The organism is Herbaspirillum lusitanum P6-12 (assembly GCF_000256565.1).
Classification (GTDB): Bacteria; Pseudomonadota; Gammaproteobacteria; order Burkholderiales; family Burkholderiaceae_D; genus Herbaspirillum; species Herbaspirillum lusitanum.
Genome location: NZ_AJHH01000014.1, coordinates 1 through 11,594 on the forward strand (window position 1 = coordinate 1; position 11,594 = coordinate 11,594).

10 protein-coding genes and 1 tRNA gene are annotated in these 11,594 nt (G+C 56.1%); 3 read left to right on the top strand and 8 right to left on the bottom strand.

Going from position 1 to position 11,594, the window contains the following annotated elements:
• From HLUSI_RS26320 to HLUSI_RS0100515, 3 genes are all read left to right on the top strand, one after another.
• On the top strand, positions 1 to 540 hold a 540-nt coding region (locus HLUSI_RS26320), incomplete at its 5' end, for a tRNA (adenosine(37)-N6)-dimethylallyltransferase (RefSeq protein WP_016832091.1).
• A gap of 100 nt (positions 541 to 640) precedes the next feature.
• Positions 641 to 717: transfer RNA gene (locus HLUSI_RS0100510), tRNA-Met, on the top strand.
• Between the two features lie 166 nt (positions 718 to 883).
• On the top strand, positions 884 to 2,113 hold the full coding sequence (locus HLUSI_RS0100515) for a tyrosine-type recombinase/integrase (protein ID WP_016832092.1): 1,230 nt from the start codon (positions 884 to 886) through the stop codon (positions 2,111 to 2,113).
• A 336-nt stretch (positions 2,114 to 2,449) separates the two neighbouring features.
• On the opposite strand, the gene HLUSI_RS30855 is transcribed toward HLUSI_RS0100515, so the two are convergent.
• The 8 genes from HLUSI_RS30855 to HLUSI_RS26330 all read right to left on the bottom strand — a co-directional run bounded on the left by HLUSI_RS30855 (position 2,450) and on the right by HLUSI_RS26330 (position 11,564).
• Entirely contained in the window at positions 2,450 to 3,271 is an 822-nt protein-coding gene (locus HLUSI_RS30855) for a hypothetical protein (RefSeq protein ID WP_016832093.1), read from the bottom strand.
• 195 nt (positions 3,272 to 3,466) lie between these two features.
• Complete coding sequence (locus HLUSI_RS0100525; protein WP_016832094.1) at positions 3,467 to 4,606, bottom strand: PIN-like domain-containing protein; 1,140 nt, start codon at positions 4,604 to 4,606, stop codon at positions 3,467 to 3,469.
• A 2-nt stretch (positions 4,607 to 4,608) separates the two neighbouring features.
• Positions 4,609 to 5,139 (bottom strand): hypothetical protein, encoded by a 531-nt coding sequence (locus tag HLUSI_RS0100530; protein ID WP_016832095.1) that lies wholly within the window; start codon positions 5,137 to 5,139, stop codon positions 4,609 to 4,611.
• Positions 5,136 to 6,812, bottom strand: a complete 1,677-nt coding sequence (locus tag HLUSI_RS0100535; RefSeq protein ID WP_016832096.1) for a DEAD/DEAH box helicase family protein — start codon at positions 6,810 to 6,812, stop codon at positions 5,136 to 5,138. Before HLUSI_RS0100535 ends, HLUSI_RS0100530 begins: the two co-directional genes overlap by 4 nt.
• Complete coding sequence (locus tag HLUSI_RS0100540) at positions 6,809 to 9,148, bottom strand: ATP-binding protein (RefSeq protein WP_029362952.1); 2,340 nt, start codon at positions 9,146 to 9,148, stop codon at positions 6,809 to 6,811. Before HLUSI_RS0100540 ends, HLUSI_RS0100535 begins: the two co-directional genes overlap by 4 nt.
• Complete coding sequence (locus tag HLUSI_RS31195) at positions 9,145 to 9,600, bottom strand: very short patch repair endonuclease (protein ID WP_269147392.1); 456 nt, start codon at positions 9,598 to 9,600, stop codon at positions 9,145 to 9,147. The genes HLUSI_RS0100540 and HLUSI_RS31195 overlap by 4 nt, the downstream gene beginning before the upstream one ends.
• A gap of 144 nt (positions 9,601 to 9,744) precedes the next feature.
• Positions 9,745 to 10,395, bottom strand: a complete 651-nt coding sequence (locus HLUSI_RS0100545) for an Eco29kI family restriction endonuclease (protein WP_016832099.1) — start codon at positions 10,393 to 10,395, stop codon at positions 9,745 to 9,747.
• Entirely contained in the window at positions 10,392 to 11,564 is a 1,173-nt protein-coding gene (locus tag HLUSI_RS26330; protein WP_016832100.1) for a DNA cytosine methyltransferase, read from the bottom strand. The genes HLUSI_RS0100545 and HLUSI_RS26330 overlap by 4 nt, the downstream gene beginning before the upstream one ends.
• Positions 11,565 to 11,594: the final 30 nt, after the last annotated feature.

An 11,594-nucleotide genomic window follows, 5' to 3' on the forward strand; every position in this document is an offset into this window, starting at 1 on the left:
GACGGCGTGCCGGCCCAGCACGCGCGCCTCGCCACGCTCGACCCGGAAACCGCCGCCCGTCTCAAACCCAACGACAGCCAACGCATCCAGCGCGCGCTCGAAATCATCGAACTGACCGGCAAGCCGATGTCGGCCTTGCTGACGCAAAAGACCGCGGCCGCGCTGCCCTTCACGCTGCTGCCGCTGGCGCTGGAGCCGTCCGACCGCGCCGTGCTGCACGAGCGCATTGCGCGCCGCTTCGACCTCATGCTGGAAAACGACGGCCTGCTCGACGAAGTCTGCAGGCTGCGCGCCCGCGGCGACCTGCACCTGGGCCTGCCCTCGATGCGCTGCGTCGGCTACCGCCAGGCCTGGGAATATCTCGACGGCCAGTACGATCACGCCGAAATGCGCGAACGCGGCATCATTGCCACGCGACAACTGGCCAAGCGCCAGATCACCTGGCTGCGCTCGACGCCGGAGCGCATCGTCATCGACTGCAACGCGGCCGACGCCACGCAAGCCGTGATGGCGCATGTGCGCAAGGCGCTGGGGCATTGATTGGAAGGGAGCGGCAAGCGCGGCTTGATGAAACAGCAAGCCCTGGCTTAAATCTCTTGACACAAGCTCGATCGGACAGCATAATCACGGGCTTGCTTTTGGTGATATAGCTCAGTTGGTTAGAGCACAGCACTCATAATGCTGGGGTCGGTGGTTCAAGTCCACCTATCACCACCAAATACAGGTTTGAAGAAGTCCAGTAAAACCCAGAAACCCGCTCCCAGCCTCGTGCTTGAGCGGGTTTTTTGTTTTTTACCGTTCGAGATGGCCCGTTGACATCCGATATTGGTAGGGGTAGCTTTAGGGGTAATTTCACTTTACCCCTAAATGGCTACCCCTAAAAATGCCTAGAGTCACCGAACCACTTAAGGATTTACAGCTTAAAAATGCTAAGCCTAAGGACAAGCCTTATAAGTTGTCCGATGGCGGCGGATTGTACTTACTAGTTGCGCCAACGGGCGGCAAGGGGTGGCGACTCAAATACTTATTCCAAGGGAAGGAAAAACTACTCTCCTTGGGCACCTATCCCGAAATTGGACTACAGGAAGCTCGCAAAAGACGTGATAACAATAAGGAGCTGCTCGCCAGTGGGATTGATCCCAGCGATAACCGCAAAGCTTTGAAACTTGCTGGTGCGGAGCGTGCCGCCAACAACTTTGAAGCCATCGCCCGCGAATGGCTATCCACACACAAAGATGGATGGGCAAAGACACATTATGAAAAAATCGTCGGACGATTTGAGAACGATGTTTTCCCATATTTAGGGAGGAAGCCCATTGCCGCCATTACCGCGCCTGACCTGCTAAGCGTAATCCGTAAAATTGAAAGTAGAGGTGTGCTAGAAACAGCGCACCGAGCGCTTGCCAATTGCGGACAAGTATTTCGCTATGCTGTTGCAACAGGACGAACCGAACGCGATCCGACAGGAGATCTTCGAGGTGCACTTCCCTCCGTAAAGAGCAGACGCACACATTTTGCGGCGATCACGGATCCAAAAGAAGTAGGAAGATTGTTGCGAGCCTTGAACGGCTATGACGGATCGCCAACCGTCTGCGCGGCATTGCGTCTAGCGCCGCTTGTGTTTGTGAGGCCAGGGGAACTGCGAGCAGCAGAATGGGCACATATTGATCTCGATGCCGCCGAATGGCGTTATACGGTTACAAAAACGAATACACAGCATATCGTCCCGCTATCCACGCAAGCCGTAGAGATTCTAAAAGAACTTCAGCCTCTCACCGGCAATGGCCAGTATATATTCCCCAGCCCGAGGTCCAAAAGCCGCCCAATGAGCGACAACGCCATTCTGTCAGCCATGCGGAGAATGGACATCAGCAAAGACGTCATGAGCGGCCATGGCTTTCGAGCCATGGCGCGCACTATTCTTGATGAAGTTTTGAGAGAGCGTGTAGATCTGATTGAGCATCAATTGGCCCATGCTGTGCGTGACCCTAATGGTCGCGCCTACAATCGCACGTCTCACCTACCGGAACGTAAGCGAATGATGCAACGTTGGGCAGACTACTTGGATTCGTTAGGAAACGGCGCAGAGGTAGTTCAACTGCGCGAGGCTTAACACCTCTGTATCTGGTGCACCAGCAAAGCATTTTTAGCGTCTTGTTGAACAAAATAGTATCCCACTCGATTATTTCCTGTGACAATAAACCACTGATTTCCTTGTAAAAAATATTTCTCTCGGGACGCTATACCGTCAAGCACACCGTCAGAAAACGGCACTCTTGAAAACATTGGATTTTTGAGGGCGTTTTCGGAAAAGCACCTTTCGTCATCTATCGCCAGACCGGGCAAGCAGCCGTATCAATTTCCATAAAACCCATCCACCGCTTCCCTTCCAAAGCGCACCAAGGATCGTTCTTCGCTACAGGCTATGCCGTCATGACGGATCCCATGATCAAGCGTCGTCTAGGGTTTGGCGTTCAATACGCGCCGCGACGGCCCTAAGAAAAATCGTGCGCATCCCGCCGCCGTCAGGATTCCTTGGATCGATGAGCGCGGCCATATCGTCGACCAGATCGCCTCCTCGTGAGTCCGGGAACGCCAACCGCTCATCCCCGCACATGAATTCGCCGGCGGCCATGCGAAGTAGGGGCGCCCGGTCGAGCGGCTCAAGCTCGCGCTTCAGGTAGTGCAGCTTCACATCCGGCCCGAAGCCGGGCACATCACTGTATCCGGCAGGCATACCGATCGCCCGCTCCGCGTCTTCCATGGTGTATCCGAGGTGCGACATGCCCTCGACGGTAAAAGCAGCCATGGGGCAGGAGTCGAACGGAAAAGTGTCCGCGCAACCGGCAACCACGCCCGCAACCTTACGAAGTTGCTCGGCGCAGCAGCTACCGATGTCCCTACCCTGTAGCGCCTCCGGCACACGCTCCGAGCCATGGACAAATCGGTAGGTCCAGCCGCCACCGAGAAGGGCCCCACCCACATAGGAGACGGGACCTGCCTTCTGGGAAAGGTTTCGTAGTTTCAGGAAAAATCCCATCGCCTTGTCCGCTGACATTTCGGCGCGGCGTTGCTCATACCACTCGGAGAAGCCCGGAACGTCCGAAAAGGCGGACTGCAGGAGGAAGGTCACGCTGCGGCAGGCCGACAAGAAAGCATTGAGTTCGAACTGAAAGATGATCCCGTCAGCCCGCGTCAGACGCGCTAAAAAGTGCTCGGCCTCGAGGAGCTTCTCAAGCGGATGACGCAGTGTAGTGAAGGTGTGCGCCATACTCAGCCTCCTATAGGTCGGTTAGCGATAAGACCTTCGGAGGGGGCGTGATCCTCACTGGGCTCCCGGCCTATGAGGGGTCGCGCACAATGGATGCACAACGATTTCTGCCGTTGATCGACGAATTCCTCGATCTTCTCCATGGCCGATCCTATTCATGACCGTTGGGGCCCGCCGGCATGAGCAAGACGCAGCTCATGGTGAGCCCTCCGAGCTTGCCGAGACTTCGGCTCGATCCACCGGAGAAGTTGGCGCCTCCTCATGCCCCCGATGGTGGGAATCCAATTCCACACTCAGCTCGTTCAAGCGTGCCCTGAGGGCGGACCTATCAACAGGAGAGATTGGCATCCAGGCGCCCGGCGCGCCGGACAACACAGCGACGATTTGATCTCGTTCATCCTCAAGCTCTCGAACTTTCGCCTGGGTCTCAATCGCTTCCGCCACCTCATTCTGCTTCCTGCGAGCACGTTCGTCGTCCTGCAAGCTCTTCTCCACCTGACCGACACCCGCCTGGATCTCTGGGAAGCGTTCCGCCGCAAACCTTAAGAATTGGGCGAACTCGTAGATGTGGAAGTCCTGATCCGAACCGGCTTGAAATTCCTCGATCAGCTCGGGGCGAGGACCCAGCTTTCGACCCTTATGAATCCACCACCAGTCTTCCTTTGCATCATCTGAAATGAAAATGATCGGCCGCTTGTCAGTCTTCGCCTTGCCGATCATGTCCTTCCAAATAATCAGATCACCGTACTTATCGAACTCGCCCGCATCCTTTTTCGCGTCCTTGTATCCAGGCGGGATCTTCTTCGCATAGCGATCCTCACCCTCTTTCTTAAGTGCGGCGAGCTGTTCGGGCTTCCATTTATCACCAATTCGGCCATCTAAGAGTTGCGTCAGGCGCGTGACGGCGGCCGCGATGTCCGCAGTCGGATGTGAAGCTTGCGAGGCTGCCATACGCGCGCGAAAATCCGCAGAGAACATATCCAAGGCGGCTAGTTCCTTGGGCACGCTTATCGTTGGATGAGCGCGAAGCTGTTTGAGCCGCTCGCGCGCCTTCTCAATCGTTGCTTCCTGATCTTTGACCAAGACGTCGTATGCATCCTGCGCGCCTAGCTCCACATCCAAGCGATTCCGGTGAAACTCCAGCCCAACCTGATATGGAATCCACAGAGATTCTTTTAGCGCATCGAATAGCCGCAAAAGTTCTTCGCGAACGGCGGCGGGATGACGGAGGCAGTGCAACAAAACATTCGCATCGGGGACGAAAATAGCGTTCTCCCACAATGCTGAGGCCTCGATCATCGACTTTGGATACCAGCCCGGATATTTATCTCTCATCGTTACTCCAACCAAACCAGTTTCTCAATCCCAAGCCTCTGTGCAGCCTCTCTAACAAGGTTGCGAGATCGTTCTGCTTCAGTCTTCCCGCTTTCAAGCAAGACGACACCGAATGAGGTAAATGAGCTTTGAGCACGACCGCGCTCGAAGACCGCCATCAGGACAGATTTCCAGTCACGACTTCTACCCCATCCGATGACCCGACCATCCTCGGTCCTACGTCCATGTGGCTTGATATAAACATGAACGACGCGATCGGCATTAGTCAGCCCAAGTAAGCGCCAGACTTCGCTTTCGTTTAACGACAGTCGCGACCTGAGATAGGGCTTTACTAAGGAATCCTTGATATAGACGCGCACCTTTCGGGCATCCATCACATGGGCAAGTTGACCGCCAATTGAGGCATCCCGCGTCCAAAGCTCATAATAGCGCGCTCGCTCGACGTCCTGAAGCGACATCCAACCAAGGTCATCGCACTGCTGCCAGAGTTTGTCCCTTAGGGTGTCACGTAGGGCCGTTGAGATTGAAGTCATTGAATTCCGCCCCAGGTATGAGGCGCAGGAAAATCGAAGGCAGGCAATTCTAGTGTTGGATCGCCCTCACGGGTAAACAGATCGGCCTGGTCCTTCATCCAATCGAGCATGAATGAACCGGCTCCCTCGTCACGGAACTGAATGACTCCTGGCAAACGCAGCCGCTCGACGTCCCCTCGGACGGCCTTCTCAAGCTCAACAACTTCCGCTAGGCGGCGCAGGTCGCTAACGAAATCGAGAACGACGACTTTCCTTTTTTTCGGGCTGATGCGCAGACCGCGCCCCAATTGCTGTACAAAAATCCGCCGGCTGTGAGTGACGCGCATGAAGACGATCATGTCAACGTCAGGTACATCGACACCTTCATTGAACAAATCGCGAGTTGTGACAACGTCGAGTGAGCCCTTTCGAAAGGCCGCCATTGTCCGATCACGCTCCCGTGACGTCATGTCGCCGGTGATTGGCTCAGCGCGAAAGCCGAACAGTCTCAGCATAGCCGCGAAGCTTGTGGCATGCGTTACAGAGGAACAGAATATTATCGCCGAGCGCCGGAACTCCTTGTCGAAGGTGTCCCGAATCGCGCGCGCCGCCTCCTCATCCCGAGTTGGCAGCAGCAAGAGCTTGTTGAGCTGCGTGATCGAATAGCTGTTGCGCGAGTGCGATCGCACGAACGACCAATCGATGTTGTCGGCAAGCAGGCGATAATCCGCCTCGCAAAGAAATCCTCGTCTCAGGCCCTCAGCAATACCAATCCGCACGACAGGCGGACCCAGCAAGTGATCGATATCATAGCCGTCACCCCGCCAAGGTGTCGCTGTGACGCCCCCGATCATTGCCTCCGCCATTTTATCCGTCACACGACGGAAGGTGTCAGAGCCGACATGGTGCGCCTCATCGATCATCACGACCCCGAAATCTGGTAACTCATCAAGGCGAGATACAGCGCTTTGAACGGTCGCGAACGTGATGCCATTCCAGTCGCTCGGAAACTCGCCACCAATCAGGCGGTGCGTCGGTATCCATTTTGGAAGCTGATCCCAAAATGCCGTCTGCAATTGATCGACCAATTCCCTGGTGCCTGCGAGCACCAATGCCCGTCCCCCGGGGATCGCCTCATCGCGGAAGAGCTGTGCGATGCTCTCCGCCAAGACGACGGTCTTCCCAAGTCCAGTTGCGAGAACCACCTGTCCGCGACCCGTTTCGCGTAGAGATCCGACAAAACGATCCACGGCTTCGACTTGATAATCGCGAAGATCGCGCCTGCTGGGAGGGTATTCCGGGCTACGTCTTGCCATCTCCAATAAAGTCGCCGGCTCAAGAATACCGATCTCGATACCTAACGCGGCCCAGCGGCGAATCGACGCCTGCATCGCGGGTCCGGCGCGACGGCTTGTGGCGACGTATAGCCGATCCGCCTGATAGTAACGCGCCGCTTCGCCAACCTGATCCACAGCCGTAGGTGATGGATATCCGCCGGTTGTGAATTTGCACTGGATTACCCACAACTCCGAGTTCTTGACCCCGAGGACATCGGCGCCGGCGTCACCCGAACCACCAATGAGCCTGACATCCTCAAACCCATTGCATATCAACAGCCGAGCGACATCCCGCTCAAAAGCTTGCCATGGTCCCCGCAGCAAGCGCTGGGTGTTGAGGAAGGGTTCTGCTATCACACCGCAACATCCGGTCTGAGAAGCCGGAGCGAACAAGTCGCTCGGATCACGGTGTCGCGTGAGGCCCGCGCCAGATCCGCTGGTGTTTGATCAGCGAGCCAAATGGCATCAATCAGGTACGCGTCATAACGTGCGATGGTTGCCGCCTTCGCATCGTTTGTCACCTCGGCGGGTCCGAAGTCAAGGCCAACGTATGCGTCCTCCCAGTATTTTCCATCAAGAAATAGCTCAGGATGGCGCATGAACAATCGACGGACTGTGCCACCGTCCGCGTAGTCCCAATACCGGCCATCCAAGATCAAGGCTCGCGGATCGGCGACGCCGCGGCCGGCCATCTTGCGAGCGATGCCCTCCTTTTCGCGGTCGGACAGCTCCTCATACATGGCCTCGGCGGATTGGCCGTCGATAAGACCCGCCACAGAACGGCAGATATCGCTCAGAATACTGCCCGCGAGGGCGATGATTTCCTGTTCATCAAGGCGAGTGTCACCACAATACTCAGCCCGAAAATCAGCGAGGACACTTGCCGGCGTGGCATCTTGGCTATGCCCGCGAAGAAACTCGATCGTGCGATAGGTCAAATCGACCAGCAAAGCGTCGAGGGGAGTCATCGTCGAAGATCGAAAAACATCATGTGCAGTATCGACGAGATACGAATAAGTCCGTGTAGCGACGTTATCTAGGCGGACCGCCCACGGCTGACCCGCTGGTAATTGTGGATCAGTTCGATCAACGGAGAAAGCCTCCACGTCAAACTCTGCGCGGTAGGTGGGATGAATGTATTTGCGGGTCAGTTCAAATATCGGCCGCCGCACGAAGATAGGCGCGGGCGCTACCGGGGATGCGTCAGGAACCTGTTCGCCGATCGGGGGGGCGTCGCCGCCTGGACCTTGCGGATTGGGATCACCCCCAAGAAAGCCCGGAGGAATCGTCGCCCCTTCGCCAGCGCCAGACGTGTCGCCGAGAATTTTGGCATCCTGCTCCTCAACAAGCTGCCACCAACGTTCGTCCGTCAGATAGTCGGCGTCGGCGTTGGCGAATAAGCCAGCCATCTGTAGGGCGCGATCATTGTCTTGGACGACCATGATCCGAGACCACAGACCATTCTTGCCTTGAGGGCTGGTGCGGCGGAAGGCCTGGAAAAGCTTGTATAGCGGACTCTGATTGCCATCGAAACCCTTCTGACGTGCGGTGTTGGGCCGCAATGGCCCTTCGCCGCGGACAACCCGAACCATCTCATTCCACGCTGGATCATCGCGCTCGAAGCGGTTTTTGGTATAGCTCACTTGGCAATGGTCGAGGTGGATCTCGCCTATGAAGCGACCTCGGCTTCGCGGATCATCGATCGGATACTCGACCTCTTGAGTCTCCCCATCGTTCCAGACGAAAAGATCCTTACTCCCGATCTCAATTTTCCGACCGTTTCTGATGAAGTCGATACCGAAATCTGTTTTTTCCAAATATCGTTGGATGCCAACCCAGCCCTTGACCCTTCGTGGGGTTTCCACGATGGCGCAATGCGCGCTTCCGGTCGGGCATTGCTCTTGGTCGGTCGTCAACGTGCGCATGCAGTGTCCGCAATATCGCCTAGGAGCAAGAGCGACATCAAATTGCTCCACCGCGCTAACGACGGTGCCATCAGGAAGCTCGATCGACCGGCTCGCATCCCAGACACAGGGTCTGAGCGGCATGACCCTCGCGCCGCCCAACATCAGTCGGATCGCGCCCGCTTCCGAATTGGACAAAAGCGCCGAGTACGTCTTGGCTAAATGTTTCTTGATAGTCGTGCGGTTGTTCGCTCGTGCTAAGTAGGCGCGCTGCTCCGGCTTAAGACGTGTGACGACGATTTCCGTGCCGTGATCCTCATGATTAGCTTTGGCTCGGGTCTGCCGCGGCACCTTGTAGTTCCCGGAGGATCGAAGCTCATCCAGATCCACACGAACACCAATCTGCTCTGGATCGCCTCGTCGACTTGTCCAGACCTCCGTCACGATACCGAGCCGGGCAGTGGCTATATTGAAGCCCATGCCGAACAGTCCAAGCTTTGATAGTGGATCGTTACCAGACCAACCCGCTCGAAGAGCGTTCTCCAAAGTCTCTAAGGACATGCCGGGACCGTTGTCCTTCACAGATATTCGCGCGTTTTCGGTGTCGGCGGTTGGCATGCTGACAGCGATCTCCGGTTGGGCAATCGGTGCGCCATCCCTCGCAGCATCAATGAAGCCGTCAATGGAGTTGTCGATAAGCTCGGCCAAACAACGCCACTGCTCGAGATTGATTTCGCCGAGCATTTGCAGTACCCGAGGCGTGGGTGTGATATCCAATTCCTGTGTCATTTCACCACCTTTATTTCGGCTCTGGACCGAATTTTATTCTTCGCTATTCCAGGCGGGTTTAACGCCGGAATTCCTGCGATTAGTTGTTGTAAGCAATCAGAATTGGCCTCACAATCCCACACCTCAATGACGGTCCGACCTTCGGCCTCTAGCGTGGAACAGTTTTTTCCGTCCCGCAATCTGTTTCCCTCGAATTTCGGGCGCCAGAAATCGAGTTTCGACTTTGGCATCCGAGCGCGCTTGCAATTCGGATCCGGATGCTGGTGCCAGAAGCATCCATGGACAAATAAAACTATCCGGTGACCTCGAAAGACGATGTCAGGCTTTCCGACCAAATCCTTCGCGTGCAAACGATATCGCAATCCGGCCGCGTGAAGCGCTCTACGAACACGCGTTTCTGGCTTCGTGTCGCGGTTCTTGATACGGGCCATCTGCGCGCTTCGAACACTTATGTCCTCATGTGTCCTCCAACCGCCATCCCATCAAGCAAGCGTCAGCGCTTTAGTCTCCTAACCGACTAGAATTTATCCCTCGTCTCGTCCTCTGAAGCCGACAGGCACATGCTTTAGCTCCCGCCTCACAACGCGCCTTTAGTACTATTCGCCTTGGGCCTCAATGAATTGTCCCGACAGGCAAGCGGGCAGAACTCTTAGGTAAGTTTCCGCATCCTGGGCGATCTGAGCCGCAGTTTCCAGACGTTCCGCCAAGTTCATCGCCCAGCCACGTCCTGGATGCAACACATCCCAACGCGGCCGCATACCCGCGTGCCTCCCCTTGCCGGGATTGTGATTACCGAAGCCGTCAATCAGCGAGTTCCAAATTGGCGTGAACCTGGCGATGATAAGTGACTCCCCAAGTGGGATCCAAATGTCATCCACCACCAAAAAGCGGCAGTAAAAATCCTTGATATCCAAATTCTCGGCTGCCTTGACGCTCTCTGCGTGCTCTTTGAGGCGCTGATACAATACTTTTCCCGCAGTCAATCCCACACTGCCCCCCATTCGCGCACCAGCAGGAACCGCTTTGCCAACATAAATGGGAAGCAGGAACTTATTGTCGCTATTTAGACGGGAAATTTGCTGATACGCTTGAAAGTCCCCTGTGTAATAGATCGCATAGATCCCAGCCCCTTCGAACACCGGCAGATTACCAAGCAGGTGCGCCTCCTTAGTCAACAGGGCCTCGGCCACGCTGGCACCAAGATTCTTTTTATCCAATGGATTAAATGGAATAACTTTACCCGTCACGCGCGCTTCCTTTTAATACTTTGTTCGATCTTGGTGAGCCGGGCCAATTCAGCCAATGCCAATTGCTCCGCGACGCTGGTCGCCACACGCTGCGCCAAAACCACTGGCACAGCATTTCCAAGTTGGCGCATGGTCTCAGTCCAGCTTCCATGAAAACGGAAACCATCGGGAAAGGTTTGGATACGAGCGCTCTCACGGATGGTGAAGTAGCGAACGCTTCCATCCTTCCTCACCAACATGTTCTCCCCACCGGGAACGCCGTGGTCACCCGCCTTCAATGTTTTAGCCGGCAGATCCAAGGGACTTCCGGTATGTCCCGGATAGACACGTGCGCCTGGCTGAAATACATGATTAGGCAAACGCGAGGCTCCACTAGACTCTGGGTCTGGCAGACCTTGGATCGCGTCGCGTACCGTACGCCATGGAAGCGTCCTCGGCGGCTCCTCGGCTCGGGCCAACCTTGCCACGCGTGTCGCCACCCTAGCGGGCATCTTCGGCTGCGCAACACCGTGTCGTTTCCAATACGCTCCAGTAACCCACTGATCGTAAAGCAGTGCATCGTGGCTATGTGTCGGCGCGGGAAAAGACCACTCGATACCGAGATCATCACGAAACCCGATGATAAACACGCGCTCACGCTTTTGCGGCACCCCATAGTCGGCCGCGTTCACCAACGTCGGGATCACGTTGTACGTCAGTCCCCTGCCCTTGCGTTTACCTGAAGTTTTTTCTACCTGCAAGCGTGCCAAATGATTGACCCACTCTTCATCCTGACGCGGCGGCAATTCGGGAAACTCAAGCTGCAGCTGGATGTAGTGGAAATAGTTCGCGAAGGTCGAGCGCGTCAGGCCCTTGACGTTCTCCACGATGAAAGCTTTTGGCCGCAGACGTCGAATGACCTCGACCGTCGCTGGGAACATGTCACGATTGTCCTGATCCGCTTTATGCTTGCCGCCAATTGAAAACGGCTGACATGGAGGCCCTCCTGCTAACAGTTCGATATCCTGCGGGATCGAAGACCAGTCGAACGCGCGCACGTCTCCCTCGTGCAGATTCCAACCCGCCAGAAGCGGATAACCGCGCCTCTGGTTTTCTCTGACAGTGTCGCAGGCCCATTTATCCCACTCCACCACCGCTAGATGCTCAAAACCGGCGATCTCGCATCCCATGGCCAGCCCGCCGGGGGGGGGGGGGGGGAC

Bases quoted from the DNA above. Each gene is read 5' to 3' on its own strand.
- HLUSI_RS0100515 (WP_016832092.1), top strand. From the start codon at position 884: ATGCCTAGAGTCACCGAACCACTTAAGGATTTACAGCTTAAAAATGCT.
- HLUSI_RS30855 (WP_016832093.1), bottom strand. From the start codon at position 3,271: ATGGCGCACACCTTCACTACACTGCGTCATCCGCTTGAGAAGCTCCTC.
- HLUSI_RS0100525 (WP_016832094.1), bottom strand. From the start codon at position 4,606: ATGAGAGATAAATATCCGGGCTGGTATCCAAAGTCGATGATCGAGGCC.
- HLUSI_RS0100530 (WP_016832095.1), bottom strand. From the start codon at position 5,139: ATGACTTCAATCTCAACGGCCCTACGTGACACCCTAAGGGACAAACTC.
- HLUSI_RS0100540 (WP_029362952.1), bottom strand. From the start codon at position 9,148: ATGACACAGGAATTGGATATCACACCCACGCCTCGGGTACTGCAAATG.
- HLUSI_RS26330 (WP_016832100.1), bottom strand. From the start codon at position 11,564: ATGGGATGCGAGATCGCCGGTTTTGAGCATCTAGCGGTGGTGGAGTGG.